Here is a 17,226-nt window from a genome sequence, read left to right on the forward strand (position 1 = left end):
GATCCTAACGAATCCTCGGTGCCGCAGGTGGGCGGCTGCGGGTCTCAGGCCTGCGCGGGACGGCGCCGGATGAGGTAGCGGTGCCGGCCGTCCATGACCAGGACGCCGTCCTGGTTGTGGATCGTGACGGCGACGGTGACGACGCCGGTGCTGCGGTTGGGGGTGAGGTCGGTGATCTCCAGCATCGGGTAGAGCGTGTCCTCGGCGTACACCGGCGCGAGGAAGCGTGAGGACTGGTCGATGAACGCGATCAGCGAGTCGCCGAGCACGTGCGGGAACACGCCCGCGCCGGACGCCGCCTGGATCGCCACCTGCAGCCCGTGCGCGAGCAGGTCGCGGTGCCCGCGCGCCTGGCAGTACGGCCGGTCGTAGTGGATGGGGTGGTTGTCGCCGCTGGCCAGCTGGAAGGCACTGAACAGCGCGGGCGTCTGGGTGCGGGACGGGATGTAGAACCGCTGGCCGACGTGGAGATCCTCGAGGTACGCCGCATCGCCGAACCGATGCTGCGCCGGGTCGAAAGGCGCCTCCGACGTCGTCGGGCGGGTGGTTCGCTGCTCTGGTCGATCGACGGGTTCTGACACGAGGTGGTGCTCCTGCTCTGTCGGGGTGCGATGCCGTCATTGTGCCGGTCGACGCGATCCGGTTCGGTCCTGCCTGCGGGGTGGCCGAGCGGTGACCGGTCAGCTGCTGCCGCGCCGTCGCCCGAGCAGCGCCGCACCGCCGCCGAGCAGCAGCAGCGAGCCGGCGATCAGTGCCCACCGCCCACCGTCCGTGCCGGTGCCGGCGAGCGCCTTGCCGGCCATCGGCCCGGCGGACGTCGACGGCCCGGCCGTCGCCCGCGCGGCGGACGACGTCGGCGCCGCGGGCGGCGTGACTGAGGTCGCAGCGGGCGGCGTGGTCGTCGGAGGCGGGCCGGTCGTGACCGGGGCCGGAGTGAGCGAGGTCGTGACCGGCGGGGCGGCCTGGGTGGCGCTGGGGTGCGCCGTGGTGGGCGTCGCCGGCAGCGCGGACGGGGTGGTCGGGTGCGGAGGTGTGGAAGAAGGGGGAGCCGAGGTGGTGGGCGGCGGCGCGGCGACGGTGACGGTCTGCGCCTGGGACCCGAGGTCGCTGTGCTCGGCGACGAGCGCGCCGGTGGCGTCGTACGCCTTCTCGAAGACGACCAGCGCGGCACCCGGCGCGGTGCCGGCCGGGACCGGGATATCGACGCGGACGGAGCCGCTGGTCGCCGTGGCGGTGAAGGTCGTGGACGCCGTCGTCCCGGTGGGCTTGCCGGTCGCCACGTCCATGAGCCGGCCGACGACGGTGTAGGTCTGACCGGCGATCAGCCCCCGGTAGGCGACCAGGTCGGAGACGATGCCGCCGGGCAGCACCAGCTTGTCGTGATCGGCGCGATCGGTCGCGGTGGTGCCGAGCGCGGGACGGGCTCGCCACGGGACCGTGATCACTGCCTCGGCGGTGCCCGGCTGCACGGTCGCGAGGACGAGGGACTGGGTCGCCGACTCGGGGTCGGAGGCGGTCGGTGTGAAGATGCGGCCGGTCGGTGTCTGGACGGCGGTGGATGCGGTGATGGTCGCCGAGCCGGGACCGGCGTCGGCGGGCACCTCGACGTACAGCTCGGTGGACGTCGTGGTGCCGCCGACCGGCCGGCCCTGGGCGTCGACGATGCGGCTGCCGGCCGGTGCGCTCGTGAGCGCGAGGGTCGCCGTCGCGGAGGTGGTGAGGGTGATGGGGCCGATCCGCGAGCCGGCGACACCGCTCGTGCCGTCGGCGGTCAGCGAGAGCGTCGTGTCGGGGATCTCGCTCATGCCGACGTTCGCCGGCCCGACGAGGTGCTGGTAGAGGGCGAGCACGTCGTGCCGCTCACCGGCCGAGCCCGCCACGTCGGAGGCTGTGAGGTTGACGCCGTTGCTGTAGTGCCACACCGCGGCCTGCGTGGCGGCGACGGCCTCGCCGATCGAGAGCCCGTTGTCGAAGGGCTCGGCCGCGACGACCTTCTCGAGCGCGAGGTAGGGGTAGCTGTGATGCAGCAGCCAGTTGACCTGCGTCGCGTACGGCGCGATCACCGGCGCGTCCGCCCAGTGCGCCTCGCGAAGCGCCGCACCCTTGCGGTACGTCGTGTTCAGGTCGATGCAGTACGCCGTGGCGTGTGGGCCGTTGCTCGCCGTCACATCGTAGGTATAGGTACCCATCAGCCCGTGGCCCGCGATGCGCAGATGGAGGCCCGTGTCGACGTGCTCACCGGCGAAGTAGGGCGCGGGGCCCGGGGACGGCTCGGCGTGCGCGTGCTGGGGAAGGAGCGCGAACAGGGTCGCGGCGACGCCGATCGTGGCGCTGATGCGGGGTGCGGTCATGACGGTCACCTGAGGTCGTGGCGGACGTGATGACCGGAAAACTAGAAACTGCCGGGGACGGCGTCGAACGCTCCGCGGCCGTTCTGTGGACGGGCGCGGAGCTGTGGACAGCGGCTTGACGAGGGCGGCGCACCGGTGGCGCACGGCGAACGGGCCCGTGGACGTGACGAGGGGGCGTACGCCGGATCGGCGTACGCCCCCTCGTCGCTGCGGGACTAGTCGGTGCCGGCTCCCGGGTTCTTCCCCGGGACGGGCTTGCTGTTGGAGGCGACGGTGCCGTCGCCGTTGAGCAGCACGGAGGGCGCCTTCGGGTGATGGAAGTCGAACAGGCCGGTGAGATCGCCGGCCCACGCGTCGGCGGAGTGGTCACCGATCTCGCCGAGGTGCCAGTTGTCCTCGATGAACCGCAGGATCGAGGCCTGGTCGGTCGGCGTGTGGTCGACGTAGTTGCGCTTCGCAAACGGCGACATCACGAGCAGCGGCTGGCGCGGGCCCGGTCCGCACCGATCCTGGTAGCCACCGGCGATCGGCACGCCGGCGGCTGCGGCGTCCTTGCACCAGGCTGCGTCGTCCGGCGAGCTCGAGGCGTTGAGCACCTTCGCCGCGCTGTGGTCGTACCAGCCGTCCGAGTCGTCGTAGGCCAGCACGATCGCCGTATCCTTCCAGTTCTTGGACTGCTGGATCATGTTGATGTACTTGACCAGGAACGCCTGCTCGTCGATCGGGTCCGAGTAGGCGGCGTGGCCGTCCTGGTACATGCCCGCCTTCAGGTACGAGACCTCCGGCATGTTGTCCGAGTTGACGACGTCCTCGAAGTCGGTGAGGTCGTACTGGTGATTCGCCTGCCCGTTCTTGCCGATTTCGGCCGACGAGGCCGGCGGCAGGTGCTGCGGGTTGGCCGTCGACTGGTAGTACTGGAACGGCTGGTGGTGCGGCGAGTAGTCCGGAACGGTGTTGCCGGCGACGTTCTGGTGGCTCTGCCCGCACACCGCGCGGGAGGTGGCGGTGGCGGCCTGCGTGGGCCGGAAGCCGCCCTGGAACCAGCCCCACGTGACGCCCTTGGCGTTCATCAGGTCACCGACGTTGGGCCCGTCCATGCCGGCCAGCGGGTGCTTGGTCGAGGAGCAGTCGTCCCAGACCGGATCCGGGTCGTTCGTGACGGTGCCGACGCCGGCGGCGTCGGGGACGCGGACGGTGTAGGCATCGGGCGTGGCGGTCTGCTGCCGGGTGGTCGGGTCGTACGAGCGCACGCCGTGGGTCTGCCCGGAGACGAGGTTCAGCGCGCCGGGCGTCGACGGGCCGAAGACCGTGCTGTACGACGCGTCGCTCATCGCGTACTGCTGGGCGTAGCTCCAGATCGCCGTGACGGTGTTGCCGTCGTAGTAGTCCATCGTCAGGCCGGGACGGCCGTACGCGTTCGGCGTCGTGGCGCAGGCGTCCTTGCTGACCGACTCCACGAACAGGTCCATCTTTCCGCTGTCGTAGGCCTTCTGCTCGTTCGTGTACGTATGGTCCTGGTCGCACGTGACGGCCTGCGAAGGGGTGAGGCGCTGCGGCTGGACCGAGTTCGGGTTGTTCGGTGCGAGCAGGCCGGCGTTGGCCAGCGTGTCGATCTTCTTCGGCGTCCCGGGCGCGGCGGTGAACGCCGGCGCCGGGGTGCCGGTGCCCTGCGCCGTCTCGCCCGCGACGTTGGCGGCGTTCGGGTAGGTCGCGAAGTAGTGGTCGAAGGAGACGTTCTCGTCGAAGATGACCACGACATGCTTGATCGGGGTGGCGGTGCTGCCGGAGGCGACGGGATCGGCGGACGCCGGGCCGAGGCCGGAGAACGCTATCGCGGCGCCGGTGGCCGCGACGCCGAGGGTTCTCACGACGCGTGAGCTGGGCATTGCGCTCCTTAGGGAGTGGACGGGGGCTGTCGGCCGGAGTGGGCGGCCGACCGTCTGCCACTCTCGCCGTCCGTCGGCTCGGGCACCAGCACGCGAACGGAGGATTGGTGCGCTGTTCAGCGCGACGACGCCGATCCGTGCCGCGCCGTTCGTTACGGGGTCGCAGCGCACACCTCGGTCCCACCACTCTGTGGCGATCCTGAGAGCCCGCTGGTGGTCGCCGACGACCCCCGCCAACCTTCTGCGGTGGAGTAGTGCACGCTAATCGGCGAACAGCGTTCACTAATCCACCGCAGATCGCGGGGACCCTCGGGAGGACTCATGGAGCCGGTGCTGTCAGCAGCGAAGAAGGTCGCGGAACGGCTTCGGGAGCGCGGTGAGTCGGTCGCGGTCGCGGAGTCGTCGTCCGCCGGTCTGATCGCCGCGGCCTTGCTGGCCCAGCCGGGCTCCTCTGCGTACTTCGTCGGCGGCGCGGTGGTCTACACCCGGGTGGCGGGCGCAGAGCTGCTCGGGCTGACGGCGTCCGACCTGACGGGGATGCGTTCCTCCAGCGAGCCCTACGCGTTCGCGCTCGCCGACCGGGTGCGCAGCCGGCTCGGCGCGACGTGGGGCATCGGGGAGACCGGGGCGGCCGGTCCGACCGGCAATCGGTACGGCGACGCGCCCGGCCACAGCTGCTTGAGCGTAGTGGGAACCACCGAGCGGTCCAGGGCGATGGAGACGGGGTCGGACGATCGCGAAGCGAACATGCAGGCGTTCGCGGTCGCCGCTCTGGAGCTTCTCGGTGAGGCGCTGGGCGACTGACCAGCGCTCGTGTGGTGGCCAGGGGCGGGGTCGAACCGCCGACCTTCCGATTTTCAGTCGGACGCTCGTACCAACTGAGCTACCTGGCCTTGCTTGCGACGTACTGCAATGTCGCGATCGCTTGTGAAGCGACCCTGACGGGACTTGAACCCGCGACCTCCGCCGTGACAGGGCGGCGCGCTAACCAACTGCGCCACAGGGCCTTGCTATTCAGTTTCTGAAGCACTTGATAGTACCTCGTGACCCCAACGGGGTTCGAACCCGTGTTGCTGCCGTGAAAGGGCAGAGTCCTGGACCGCTAGACGATGGGGCCGTACCCTCCGCGCGACAGATATCCAGGTTCGGATCCCCGTCGTTTGGGGCTAGAGAAGCATACGGGATTCTTAGACAGCGGCGCCACCCGGCGTGCGGTTTGTCACTCGACGGCAGCGACCCGCTCACGGACCGCTGGTGGTCGCCGCCTCGGTGGGCGGCGCGGAGGTGGAGGCCGGCTGCTGGGCGCCCGACGGCGGCCGGCTGGACGAGCTGGCGCTCGACGTCGACTCCGACGGCTCGCTGGAGCTGATGCTGGCGGCCGATTCCTCGGCCTCCTGGACGGCCTGCGGCGCCAAGGTGCGGTTGATCGACACGTCGGTCTGGCCCAGACCCCCGACGGTGATGTCGTCCCAGGCGCGCAGCTTGTGCGTGGCCGAGTCGAAGTACAGCACCGACGCGGTCAACGGGGTCGGCTTGTCGCCTTCGAGGCCGCGCAGCCCCGCCCCGCCGGTCGAGCCCTGCACCATCAGCAGGGTGTCCTTGTCCACGGCGCTCACCGAGCGCTTGTGCTTGTGGCCGGAGAGGATCAGCGGCCCGGAGTCCTTCAGCAGCTTCGCGGGACCCGGATCGTGGAACAGCACGATGTCCGGCTTCTTCGGCACCGCCTCGAGGTATGCCGCGAACTCCTTGGCCGCCTTCGCGGCCGCCTCGTTGAGTGTCGAGTCGTCGTACGTCGTGCGGTCGGGGCTGAACCGGGGGTCGCCGACGCCGGCGATGGTGATGCCGTCGACCTCCGCCTCGGTCTGGTCGAGCACCCTGGCGTTCGGGTACTTCGCGACCTGGGCCTCGGTCGTCTTCGAGTCGTGGTTGCCGCGGATGTACACATACGGCACCTTCAGCGCGCCGATGGTGGAGAACGTCGCGGCCTCCTGCGGCGTTCCCCAGTCGACCAGATCACCGGTGTCGATCACGAAGTCCACCTTGAACTGCTTGACCAGGTTGCTCATCAGATCGAAGCCGGCAGGGTTCATGTGCAGGTCGGACACGTGCAGCACCTTGGTCGTGTCGGCGACACCGGGGTCGGTGGGCAGCGTGGAGACCGTCGTGTAGAGCGTGGAGACGTTGGTCAGCAGCTTGACCAGCGACTTGCGGTAGTCGGCGAACTTGTCGGCCAAGTTGCTGACGTTGCCGACGATCGCGGGCGCCTGCTCGAGAAGACCGGTGTACTTCGGCTGCTGGAAGGCCTTCGCGTCGAAGGTCACGTAGCCGATCGCGCCGCTGAGCGCGATGAGCGCTATCGAGGTGGCGATCGAGACCAGCACCTCGCGGGTTCGCCGGAAGACGAGGAGGCTGGCGACGCCGCCCCCGACGATGGCCCAGACGACGGTCTTGATCAACAGCGTCGTGAGGGCGGACTGCAGGTCCGACTCGACGGCCGCGGTCAGCTCGTCGAGGCTCTTGCTGCCGTTGACGTACGCCGTCGCCTTGGCCCGATCGACCGTCAGCACGGTCATCTGGAGGCTGAAGGGGCCCTTGTACGCATCCACGTCGAGCGCCCCGAGGGGCGGGATGCGCAGCGTGGCGTCGCCGGAGCCGACGAGGAGGTCGGCGCTGACGTGGATGGGGCCGACGTCCGCGGTGGTATGCCCGCCGATCAGCACACCGAGCAGGACGCCGGCGACGGCGACCACGACGCGGGTGAGGATGGACGCCACCGGATGCTTGCGCCAGGCGCTGCGGACCGACTCGTTGTCCGCGACACCCGCGAAGGCGGCCGCGGCCAGGTGCCCGTGCGGCACCTCGGCGGCGTCGTCGGAGTGGTGGTGCTCGGTCGGTGCCCCGGCGTCCCGGTCAGGGTCACGCCGACCGACCGGATCGGCCTCGCCACGGCGATCCGGCGGCGTATCGGGGAACGACTCACCTGGCATCCGAGTGAGTCTAGCGACGCGGCGCGTCCGCGGCGTACGCGATCGAGGCGGTGCGGGCGGCCGCCGGAGAACCGGCCGGCCGGCGCGAGTGCCGCTGGCAACGCGCGCTGCCGCCCGCCGCGGTCCGCGCGCCCGTCCTGGACGATCGGCGGTTGCGCAACGACCTCTGCTGGTCGGTCTTCGGCCAGGACGACCCGCCGCCCGGCGAGCGGCGGATCGTTCCGTCGAGGTGCTAGCCGAGCGCCCCGGCGTCCTTGACCTGCTGGATGTCCTCCGGGGAGAGGCCGACGCTGCGCAGGATGTCGTCCGAGTCCTGGCCGGGGGACGGCGGCGCGGTCGGAAGGTCGCTCACGGTGCGGCTGAACCGCGGGGCGCCGACCGGCTGGGGGACGCCCGCGATCTCGGTGAACACCGCGCGCTCGGTGTTGGCGGGGTGCACGACGGCTTCCTCGGGGGAGAGGATCGGCGCGACGCAGGCGTCGGTGCCCTCGAAGACCTGCTCCCAGTGAGCGCGCGGGCGGCTGCCGAGCACCTCGGCGAAGCGGGCCTTGGTCGCGGCCCACTGGCTGCGGTCGTGCTGGTCGGGCAGCGACGCCGGGTCGATCTGCAGCCCCTTGAGGAACTCGGCGTAGAACTGCGGCTCGATGCAGCCGACCGCGACGTAGCCGCCGTCCGCGCACTCGTACGTGTCGTAGAACGGGGCGCCGCCGTCGAGCAGGTTCTCGCCGCGCGGCTCGTTCCACTGCCCCGCGCCGCGCAATCCGAAGATGAAGCTGCCGAGCTGGGCGGCGCCGTCCACCATGGCCGCGTCGACGACCTGGCCCTTGCCGGAGACACTGCGCTCGACCAGAGCGGCCAGGATGCCGAGGGCCATCAGCATGCCGCCGCCGCCGAAGTCTCCGATGAGGTTGGCGGGGAACTGCGGCTTGTCGCCGGCCTTGCCGAGCATGTGCAGGACGCCGGTCATCGCGATGTAGTCGATGTCGTGCCCCGCGGTCTGCGCCAGCGGGCCGGTCTGGCCCCAGCCGGTCATCCGGGCGTACACGAGCCGTGGGTTGCGCGCCGCGAGGTCCTCCGGACCGATGCCGAGGCGCTCGGTCACGCCGGGGCGGAACCCCTCGACGAACACGTCGGCCTCGTCGCAGAGCTTGAGCAGCACCTCGAGCGCCTCGGGCTTCTTCAGGTCGAGGGTGATCGACTTGCGGTTGCGGCGCATCGGGTTGCCGTCGCCGGTGCGCGAGCCTCCCGGTCCGGCGTTCGGCCGGTCGACCAGGACGACCTCCGCGCCGAGATCGGCGAGGATCGTCGTTCCCATCGGCGCGGGCGCGAGGCTCGCGATCTCCACAACCTTGATGCCCTTGAGGGGTCCCATCCGGTGGCTCCTTCCCGGCATACGCCGGATCGATTGGCGGTTGCTAGAAGTTCTATAGGAAATCGGGCGCTTGGTCGACCGTCGACCTGGATAGGGCCGACGTGGTCCCGCGGGTATCGTCTCGATGTGACCTACCCAACTCTGCTTGCGGTGGGCAGGATGAACGGGTGGGTGGGTTGCACCTGCTGTTGCCGCATGGGCGCCTCGGGCGCCTCGCACGCTATGGAGATGTACAGGCGATGACTGAGAGCTACCGCAAGGGCGATGACCAGCCGCCCCTGCTGACGGACACCATCGGCGCGATGCTGGAGAAGACGGCCGCCCGGTTCCCCGATCGCGAGTCGATCGTCGACTGCCCGACGGGCCGGCGCTGGACCTGGAAGCAGCTGGACGAGGACGTCAACCGCGTCGCGACGGGGCTGCTGGATCTGGGCGTGCAGAAGGGCGACCGCGTCGGCATCTGGGCGCCCAACTGCCCGGAGTGGACGATCACGCAGTACGCCACGGCGAAGATCGGCGCGATCCTGGTCAACATCAACCCGGCGTACCGGGCGCACGAGCTCGCCTACGTGCTCAACCAGGCCGAGATCTCGATGGTCGTCGCCATGGTGGCGTTCAAGACCAGCGAGTACCAGCGGATGCTGCACGACGTCCAGGCCGACACACCCACCGTGAAGCGGCTGGTCTTCTTCGGCGAGGACAGCTGGGACGCGTTGATGGCGACCGAGGCGGACGTCGACCGGATCCACGCGGTGATGGACGGCCTGGAGCAGACCGACCCGATCAACATCCAGTACACGTCGGGGACGACGGGGTTCCCGAAGGGCGCCACGCTGTCGCACCGGAACATCCTGAACAACGGCTACTTCATGAGCGAGATGCAGGAGTGGACCGAGCAGGACAAGGTGTGCCTGCCGGTGCCCTTCTACCACTGCTTCGGCATGGTGATGGGGAACCTCGGCGCCCTCACGCACGGGACCTGCACCGTGATCCCGGCGCCGGCATTCGACCCGGTGGTGACCCTCGATGCCGTGGTCGCCGAGAAGTGCACGGTGCTGTACGGCGTCCCGACGATGTTCATCGCGATGCTCGCCGAACTCGACAAGCATCCCCGCGACCTGTCGTCGCTGCGCACCGGTGTCATCGCCGGCTCGAACGTGCCGATCGAGGTGGCCAAGCGGATCGCGTCGGACATGCACCTGGAGGGCATCACCAACGCGTACGGCATGACGGAGACCTCGCCGGTGTCCTGCCAGACGCGGCCGGACGACAACCTGCAACGGCGGACCGAGACCGTCGGCCGGGTGCTGCCGCACATCGAGATCAAGATCGTCGACCCGGCGACCGGCGAGACCGTGCCGTACGGCGAGACCGGCGAGTACTGCACGAAGGGGTACTCGGTGATGCTCGGCTACTGGAACAACGAGGAGAAGACCCGCGAGGCGGTGGTCGACGGCTGGATGCACACCGGGGACCTCGCGACGATGGACAAGGACGGCTACTGCAACATCGTGGGCCGGCTGAAGGACATGGTGATCCGCGGCGGCGAGAACATCTACCCGCGAGAGGTCGAAGAGTTTCTATACACCCACCCGGACATCGAGGACGTCCAGGTCATCGGCGTACCCGACGAGAAGTACGGCGAGGAGCTGTGCGCGTGGGTGAAGATGAAGCCGTCGGCCGCGGCGCCGCTGGACGCCGACGCGGTGCGCGAGTTCTGCCACGGCCGCCTCGCGCACTTCAAGACCCCGAAGTACGTGATCGTCGCCGACGAGTTCCCGATGACGGTCACCGGCAAGATCCGCAAGGTCGACATGCGCGAGACCTCGATCAAGCAGCTCGGCCTCGAGGCCGCCGCGTCCACCAAGACCGCCTAGCTCGCGTCTCGCCGTCCCAGTCGGCGAGTCGCACCTCGCTGTCGACCACTCGCCGCCCACCGGCCGGTTACCAGTCGGTAGGTTTCCCCTGATGCAGCAATCTTGCTGCACCTCGGGAATCCACCGCATCCTCCGGCGCAGGGCTCCCTCGAGTGCCATGCGTGCTGTGGAAAACCTGGTGTCGCTTCACGTGACCTGGTTATTCTGTGGCCACGAGCGAGCGGCAATGAGGTTCGACGATGATCCGACTGACGAGGTTTGCGGGTGCAGGCGTCGCGGGCGTCCTCGCGCTGAGCCTCGCCGCCTGCACCGACCAGTCGGACAAGCCCTCCACTCTCAGCGACGAGCCGTCCTCCAGCCAGGCGACGACCTCCGCGGCGGAGTCGAGCTCCGCCGCCTCGTCATCCGAAGAACAAGCCGTCATCGCCCAGTACAAGGGCTACTACAACGCGATCTACACACTCGCGACACCGACCGAGGTCGAGGTTCGTGCGGCCTTCGACATCTACGCGACGAAACCTGTGGTCGATAACTGGGTCGAGGTATTCAAGTCATTAGCTGCAGCGGGGAAGCGGCCGGCCGGCGAAATTCACTTTGGTCCTCTCGAGGTGGTTGTTAAGGGCGCTCAAGCGACGACAAAGGAATGCCGAGACAGTTCCTCGGAACTCGTTGTCTCCACGACTGATGGAACGACCCTAACCAGGGGCGGGCCGGGCACGCTCATCGACGGACGGCTGACAAAGGAGTCGGGATCTTGGCTCGTTGTGAAGGCCGTTGCGACGGAGTCGGCGTGTTAGTTGGGCAACGGCGATTACCGATCGCTGTGTGCGTGATCGTCGTAGGGCTTCTAATTGTGTCTGGCCCAGGCTCAAGGGCCGACGATATTCAGATCCAAACCGATGAGCCGACGGTGACGATCATGGGCAATGTCGACGCTACGGGAAGCGGGCCAAGCTCGGCGGCCGACGGGAAGCCGGCACCGCCGCCCGCTCCGCCCTCGCCGGCGGCTCCGCAGGGCACTCCGGCGCCGGCGGCGGCTACGGCGAGTGAGGCCGGCTCGTGCGAGACGCGCCAGTCGCTGTACAACTGCCTCCGAGGTCCGGCGGCGCAGCCGCAAGACCCCGCGGCCGGTCTCGCCCCCGGTCCCGCACCGCCGCCTCCGCCGTCACCGCTGCAGCTCGCGCAGCAAGCGAGGACGTCTGTGCAGGTGGTGACTCCCGCAGTCAGCATGGACCCGTTCTACCTGCTGGCTGACGGCCGGCGCGCCACGCTCAAGAACGCCGAGACGTGGCTCTGGGCGACGAGCTGGAACAGTCTCACGCCGCGAGTCGAGGCCGGCCCGGTGTGGATTCAGGCGACCATCTCGCCGACCACGATCGTCGTTCATCCCAACGACGGCGGTGTCACTCCCGACTACTCCTGCGCGGGGCCGGGAACGCCGATTCCGCCGGGGACGCCGATGGACAAGGCGTCGCCGACGTGCTCGCTGCAGTTCCGCCAAGAGACCGATGGCTCGTCGTGGCCGGTCACCGTGCAGGCGCGGTACTCGGTCAGCTGGGTCGGGTTCGACGGAGCGCAGACGGTCAGCGGCACGCTGCCCGACCTGACGAGCGCACCTGCCGGCTATCCGCTCGCGGTGCTCACCGCGAAGCCCGAGCTCATCGATGCCGACCACGACTGATCGCTGCGCGGTATTGCAGCGCAACCAAGCCCCGACGCCCCGCGGCTGGCACGTGCGGTGGCTCGTCGGGTCAATGCTCGCCTGCGCGGCCGCCGCGACGTCCGCGTGCAGCGGTGGCGACGTCACCCAGCCGAGCGGGCTGTCCGCCGCCGAGTCAGTGGCAGACCCCGCACGTGAGCCGGCCGAGGATCCGAGCAACCACAGTGCCTCCGGCAGCTCCGGCGCCTCCGGTGCGGGCCCGGCTTCCTCGAGTTCGGCAGCCCCCTCGGCGCCACCGACAATCCCGCCGCCCTCCTCGGCGCCACCGACGATCCCGCCGGCCGATCAAGCCGCGCTCGCGGCGTACAAGCACTACTACGAGACGATCTACACCCTCGGCACGCCGTCGGCGCAACAGGTGCGGACCGCCTTCGCGCCGTACGCCGAGAAGCACGTCATCGACAACTGGGTCGCGGTCTTCGCGCAGTTCGCCGCTGACGGCACCCGGCCATCGGGCCAGGTGACGTTCGGGGCGATCCAGGTGTCCGTCACCGCCGGCACGGCGACGGTCTACGAGTGCCGAGACGCGACCACCGAGACGATGAGCAAGGTGTCCACCGGCGAGCTGGTATCCCATGGCTCGCCTGGCATGCGCATCGACTCGCAGCTGAACCTCGGCGGCGACGGACGCTGGAGGATCACATCGTCCGGCGTGCAGCCCAACGGCTGCTAGTACCGATCACTCGGCAACGGGCGCCGCGAACCGTAGCGTCAGCGCCGCCCGCGATCGGCGGTAGTTTCCCCGAATGCAGCAGGATCGCTGCATCGGGGGAATACAAGGAAAGCCGGCAGCCGCACGGTGGCGCGGGGGAGGGATCGAGCGCGCTTCGGCCGGCGCGGTCACGAAGACGTCGGCGCGCCTAGGTCGGCTGCGCGAACGGGACGGCGTCGCCGAAGGGATCCTCGGCGATGATCATCCGTCGCGCGAGCCAGCCCACCGCTCCCGCGATCAGCAGCACGCACGCGACCCCGGCCCACGCCGTCGCGAAGCTGTGCGTGTCGACCCAGAGCCCGAAGCAGACCGGACCGGCGACCGCGCCGATCGCCGTCCCGCCCTGGGTGAAAGCCGTGGCCGCGGCCGGCCGGGAGGAGTTCAGCCGGACGACCGCGAAGATGAACAGGCCGGGCCAGCCCCAGCCCACGCCGTACGCCACGACCGCTCCGACGACGAACGCCGCGGGGACGCCGGTCGCCATCAACGCGGTGCCGATCGCGCCGCCGGCCATCATCAGCGAGACCACCCGTAGGTGCCGGCCGTCCCGGTGGTCGGCGCGGACGCCGGCCACGAACCGGCCGATCACGCCGAAGATGCTCGCCGTCGCGAGCAGGAGACCGGCACCGCCCTCGGTCCACCCGTCGGCGACCGCTCCCTGCACGAGGAAGACACCCAGCGAGCTGCCGCAGGCCGCAGCCAGCCCGGACGAGACGCTCAGGACGACGAGGCTGCGTCGCGTCAGCGTGGTGGGTCGCGCGGCCGGGATGGGTGCGGCGCCCATCGAGCGGCGTCCACCGGGGGAGCGCAGCGCCAGGCAGCCGGCGACGACGGCGAACACGACGAAGGTCCACCGCCAGCCGATCGTCAGGCCGAGGGCGGGGACGGCGAGGCCGGCGGCGAGCGACGCGACCGGGATCGCCGACTGCTTCGCGCCGTACGCCGACCCCTGCCGCCGGAACGGGATGCGTTCGGCGACGAACTGATTGGTCGCCGGCTGGGCGAGGGCGTTGACCGCGCCGGCGACCATCAGGCTGATCATCAGCGTGCCGAGGCTCGCCGTGAAGGCGCCGCTGACGGCCAGGTTGAGGGCCACCAGAAGCGACGTGAGCCGCATCGCCGGGCGCGCGCCGACCGCGTCGACCAGCCGGCCCACGAACGGTGAGCAGACCGCCTGCGAGCCGAAGAACGCGGCCGACGCCGCACCCAGCGCCCCCGCGGTGAAGTGGAGCTCCGCGGCGATCTGGACGCTCAGCGCCGCCACGAGGTTCAGCGGGACGACGCTGACGGCGCTGACCGCGATGGCGTCCAGCGCGGGAGTGAGCAGCGGCGAGCGGGCGATTCGGCTCAGCCTCAGCGGGCCTGCCACTTCGGTGTCCGCTTCTCCACGAAGGCCGCGACGCCCTCCTTCCGGTCCTCGCTGAGGTACGGGTTCGGCCCGACGTTGAGCCGGAGTGCCGCGCTGAGCGGCAGGTCGGCGCCCTTGGTGATGCCCTCCTTGTAGCGGCGCACCGTCAGTGGCGCGTTGCCGGCGATCGAGTGGGCGAGCGCGCGGGCCCGGCCGGCGAGATCGGCCGCGGGATGCACCTCGTTGACCAGCCCCCACTGCTTCGCCGTGGCGGCATCGATCAGCTCGCCGGTGTACAGCATCTGGTACGCCAGCCCGCGCGGGATCACCCGCGGGAGCACCTGGGAGCCGAAGTTGGCGCCCATGCCGCGCTTGGCCTCCGGCAGCCCCAGCCGGGCGTGGTCGGCCGCCAGCCGGATGTCGCAGGCCAGCGCCATCTCCAGGCCGCCGCCGACGGCCACGCCGTTCAGCGCCGCGATCACCGGCTTGCGGCACTCGAGGACGGTCTCGAAGGGGTTGCGCGCCGAGCCGGAGTTCGGCATCGTGAACCGGGCCTGGTTCTTGTCGCCGTCCCCTACCTCGTTCAGGTCGACGCCCGCGCTGAACGCGCGATCACCGGCCCCGGTGAACACGACGCACCACACGTCGTCGTCGAAGTTGAAGCCGTCGAAGACGTCGATGAGGGTTGCCATGACCTCCTTGCTGAGCGCGTTCAGCCGGTCCGGCCGGTTCAGGGTGACGGTGGCGATGCGCTCGCTGACGTCGACGTCGACGCCGCTCACGACGTTGCCGCCTCGTGGACGCCGTCGGAGATCCGCGGCCACAGCGCGTCCGCTCCGGCCTCCGCGATCGCCTCGCCGAGCGACTCGCCCCACGCCGTCTCGCTGCCGCCCTCGTCCCGCCACGACCACAGCCGCCGGCTCAGCTGGCCGAGCTCGTACTCCTTGGTCATGCCGATCGCGCCGTGCGCCTGGTGGGCGTGCGCCGTGGCCGCCGAAGCCGACTCGCTCGCGATGATCTTCGCGGCCGACACGGCGAACTCGTCGAGCGTGGTGCGGTCGCCGTACGCCGCCGCGTCGACGGCCATCCGCGCGAGGTGGGTCTGCTCGGCGATCTTCACCAGGTGCCGCTGTACCGCCTGAAAACGAGCGACGGGGCGGCCGAACTGCTCGCGTTCCCCGGTGTAGCGCACGCTGATCTCCTGGACGCGCTCGAGCGCGCCGGAGATCAGCGCGGCCCGCGCGAACGCCAGCCGCAGCCGCGCCTCGCGCAGCGCGCCGGCATCGATCGTCCAGGTCTCGCCCGCGGCACGGTCGAGCCGGATGGTGTCTCGAGCCTCGTCGGCGAGGTTGCGGCCGGGGCGGATCTCCACGCTCGACCGGTCGACGACCGCGACCTGGGCGCCGTCGCCGGACGGCGCGACGAGCACGATCCGGTCGGCGGCCCGTGCCCACGGGACCCGCGCGACCGTGCCCGAGACGGCTCCGTTGTCGATCGAGAGCTCGTCGCGGCCGGTCAGCACCGCCGCAGTGCGGACGCCCTCGCCGAGGTCGCGACCGGACTCGGTGAGCAGCCAGCCGGCGATCAGCGCGTGCTCGGCGTACGGCACAGATGCGCTGGCGCGGCCGAGCTCCTGCAGCACCACGGCTCCGTCGGTCAGCGTCCCGCCCGATCCACCGGCGTCCTCGGCCACGCCGATCAGCGTGAACCCGGCCTCGTCGAGGGTTTGCCAGACCTGCTCGTTCCAGCCCAGCGGCTCGGCCGCAACGACCGCGTCCTGGCCGCACACGTCGGCCAGCATGCCGCGCAGCGCCGCGCGGATCTCGGAGGTGTCGGTGCTCATGCGCGCAGTCCTTTCGAGGCAACGGAGCGGAGGACCTCGGTGGTCCCGCCGCGGATGGTGAACGCCGGACCCGAGAGCACGGCGCCGGCGAGAAGGTGCTGCAGGGTGGAGGTGCTGTCGGGGTCGATCTCCCGCTGCACGGCCTCCCGGATGAGCGCCACGACGGACTGCTCGAACTTCGTTCCGACGTCCTTCACCAGCGCAGCCTCGATCGCCGGAGCGCCGCCCTGGTCGATGATGCGCGCGACCGCCAGCGACATCTGCCGGATGGTCCAGAACCGGGCGGTGAGGCCGCCGACGATCTGCCGCTGCCGTGCGGAAAGCTGGTCGCCGTACTCGCCGATGAAGTGCTTGAGCAGCCCGAAGGAGCTCAGGAACCGGTCCGGCCCGGATCGCTCGTACGCCAGCTCGGAGGTGACCTGCATCCACCCCGAACCGACCTCGCCCAGCACCATCTCATCCGGTACGAAGACGTCCGCGAGATGCACCTCGTTGAAGTGGTGGCTGCCGTCGAGGAACGGGATCGGGCGGATCTCGACGTTCTCGTCGTGCAGGTCCACGAGCAGCTGGCTGAGGCCCTGATGCCGGTCCTCGCCGCGCGGGGAGGTGCGGCAGAGCACCGCGAAGTAGTGGTTGAGGTGTGCGCCGCTGGTCCACACCTTCGTCCCGTTGAGCAGCCAGCCGCCCTCGACCTTGGTCGCGGTCGTGCGCACCGACGACAGGTCCGACCCGGAGTCCGGTTCGCTCATCCCGAGCGAGAACCACAGCTCGCCGGCGACGATGCGCGGGATGAAGCGCTCGCGCTGCTCCTCGGTGCCGAACTTCAGGATGGTCGGGGCGGACTGGCGATCGGCGACGAAGTGCGCGCCGAGCGGAGCGCCCACGGCGAGCAGCTCCTCGGTGACGATGAACCTGTCCACGGCGGTGCGCTCGTGACCGCCGTACTTCTTCGGGATCGCCATGCCGAGCCACCCCTTGGCGGCCAGCTTCTTGGAGAACACGGGGTCGTGGCCGGCGGCCATGCCGAGGCCGGGCACGTGGTCGTCGGGCAGCTCCGCGGCGAGGAACTCCCGCACGTCGTCGCGCAGCTCCAGCTCGGCCGGGCTGAGCGGGGTCGGGGCGAACTGCAT

At 70.3% G+C, this 17,226-nt stretch carries 14 protein-coding genes and 3 tRNA genes; 5 read left to right on the plus strand and 12 right to left on the minus strand.

The window, feature by feature from the left end; translation table 11 throughout:
• Nucleotides 1–44 precede the first annotated feature (44 nt).
• From F8A92_RS01030 to F8A92_RS01040, 3 genes are all read right to left on the minus strand, one after another.
• Entirely contained in the window at nucleotides 45–581 is a 537-nt protein-coding gene (locus tag F8A92_RS01030; protein ID WP_153502740.1) for a MaoC family dehydratase, read from the minus strand.
• A 99-nt stretch (nucleotides 582–680) separates the two neighbouring features.
• Nucleotides 681–2,351, minus strand: coding sequence for a VaFE repeat-containing surface-anchored protein (locus F8A92_RS01035; RefSeq protein ID WP_153502741.1), 1,671 nt, complete (start codon nucleotides 2,349–2,351; stop codon nucleotides 681–683).
• Between the two features lie 215 nt (nucleotides 2,352–2,566).
• Nucleotides 2,567–4,237: a phospholipase C gene (locus F8A92_RS01040; RefSeq protein ID WP_153502742.1), complete on the minus strand. Its 1,671-nt coding sequence runs from the start codon at nucleotides 4,235–4,237 to the stop codon at nucleotides 2,567–2,569.
• Between the two features lie 330 nt (nucleotides 4,238–4,567).
• Between F8A92_RS01040 and F8A92_RS01045 the strand changes: the two genes are divergently transcribed.
• Complete coding sequence (locus F8A92_RS01045) at nucleotides 4,568–5,041, plus strand: CinA family protein (RefSeq protein ID WP_228389091.1); 474 nt, start codon at nucleotides 4,568–4,570, stop codon at nucleotides 5,039–5,041.
• A 12-nt stretch (nucleotides 5,042–5,053) separates the two neighbouring features.
• On the opposite strand, the gene F8A92_RS01050 is transcribed toward F8A92_RS01045, so the two are convergent.
• The 5 genes from F8A92_RS01050 to F8A92_RS01070 form a co-directional block, all read right to left on the minus strand.
• Nucleotides 5,054–5,130: transfer RNA gene (locus F8A92_RS01050), tRNA-Phe, on the minus strand.
• Between the two features lie 40 nt (nucleotides 5,131–5,170).
• A tRNA-Asp gene (locus tag F8A92_RS01055) sits at nucleotides 5,171–5,244 on the minus strand.
• Between the two features lie 37 nt (nucleotides 5,245–5,281).
• A tRNA-Glu gene (locus F8A92_RS01060) sits at nucleotides 5,282–5,354 on the minus strand.
• Nucleotides 5,355–5,478: 124 nt separating this feature from the next.
• Nucleotides 5,479–7,224, minus strand: a complete 1,746-nt coding sequence (locus tag F8A92_RS01065; protein WP_153502744.1) for a metallophosphoesterase family protein — start codon at nucleotides 7,222–7,224, stop codon at nucleotides 5,479–5,481.
• A gap of 232 nt (nucleotides 7,225–7,456) precedes the next feature.
• Nucleotides 7,457–8,596 carry a CaiB/BaiF CoA transferase family protein gene (locus F8A92_RS01070; RefSeq protein ID WP_153502745.1) on the minus strand — a complete coding sequence of 380 codons (1,140 nt, stop codon included), beginning with the start codon at nucleotides 8,594–8,596 and terminating at the stop codon, nucleotides 7,457–7,459.
• Nucleotides 8,597–8,835: 239 nt separating this feature from the next.
• Here F8A92_RS01070 and F8A92_RS01075 point away from each other — a divergent pair, with 239 nt between their 5' ends.
• The 4 genes from F8A92_RS01075 (at nucleotide 8,836) to F8A92_RS01090 (ending at nucleotide 12,866) form a co-directional block, all read left to right on the plus strand.
• Entirely contained in the window at nucleotides 8,836–10,473 is a 1,638-nt protein-coding gene (locus F8A92_RS01075) for an AMP-binding protein (RefSeq protein ID WP_153502746.1), read from the plus strand.
• A 239-nt stretch (nucleotides 10,474–10,712) separates the two neighbouring features.
• Nucleotides 10,713–11,270 (plus strand): hypothetical protein, encoded by a 558-nt coding sequence (locus F8A92_RS01080; RefSeq protein WP_153502747.1) that lies wholly within the window; start codon nucleotides 10,713–10,715, stop codon nucleotides 11,268–11,270.
• A gap of 410 nt (nucleotides 11,271–11,680) precedes the next feature.
• Entirely contained in the window at nucleotides 11,681–12,154 is a 474-nt protein-coding gene (locus F8A92_RS01085) for a hypothetical protein (protein ID WP_153502748.1), read from the plus strand.
• A gap of 73 nt (nucleotides 12,155–12,227) precedes the next feature.
• Complete coding sequence (locus F8A92_RS01090; RefSeq protein ID WP_153502749.1) at nucleotides 12,228–12,866, plus strand: hypothetical protein; 639 nt, start codon at nucleotides 12,228–12,230, stop codon at nucleotides 12,864–12,866.
• Between the two features lie 187 nt (nucleotides 12,867–13,053).
• Here F8A92_RS01090 and F8A92_RS01095 read toward each other — a convergent pair whose 3' ends face one another.
• Genes F8A92_RS01095 through F8A92_RS01110 form a run of 4 tightly spaced genes read right to left on the minus strand, consistent with a single transcriptional unit; the run spans nucleotide 13,054 to nucleotide 17,226 of the window.
• The gene (locus tag F8A92_RS01095; protein WP_153502750.1) at nucleotides 13,054–14,274 is read right to left on the minus strand and encodes an MFS transporter; all 1,221 of its coding nucleotides are present in this window, start codon (nucleotides 14,272–14,274) and stop codon (nucleotides 13,054–13,056) included.
• Nucleotides 14,259–15,035 carry an enoyl-CoA hydratase/isomerase family protein gene (locus tag F8A92_RS01100; protein ID WP_153502751.1) on the minus strand — a complete coding sequence of 259 codons (777 nt, stop codon included), beginning with the start codon at nucleotides 15,033–15,035 and terminating at the stop codon, nucleotides 14,259–14,261. Before F8A92_RS01100 ends, F8A92_RS01095 begins: the two co-directional genes overlap by 16 nt.
• On the minus strand, nucleotides 15,032–16,096 hold the full coding sequence (locus tag F8A92_RS01105) for an acyl-CoA dehydrogenase family protein (protein ID WP_153502752.1): 1,065 nt from the start codon (nucleotides 16,094–16,096) through the stop codon (nucleotides 15,032–15,034). The genes F8A92_RS01100 and F8A92_RS01105 overlap by 4 nt, the downstream gene beginning before the upstream one ends.
• A complete protein-coding gene (locus F8A92_RS01110) occupies nucleotides 16,093–17,226 on the minus strand; it encodes an acyl-CoA dehydrogenase family protein (protein WP_153502753.1) in 1,134 nt (377 codons plus the stop codon). The genes F8A92_RS01105 and F8A92_RS01110 overlap by 4 nt, the downstream gene beginning before the upstream one ends.

It is taken from the genome of Cumulibacter manganitolerans (genome assembly GCF_009602465.1).
GTDB lineage: Bacteria > Actinomycetota > Actinomycetes > Mycobacteriales > Antricoccaceae > Cumulibacter > Cumulibacter manganitolerans.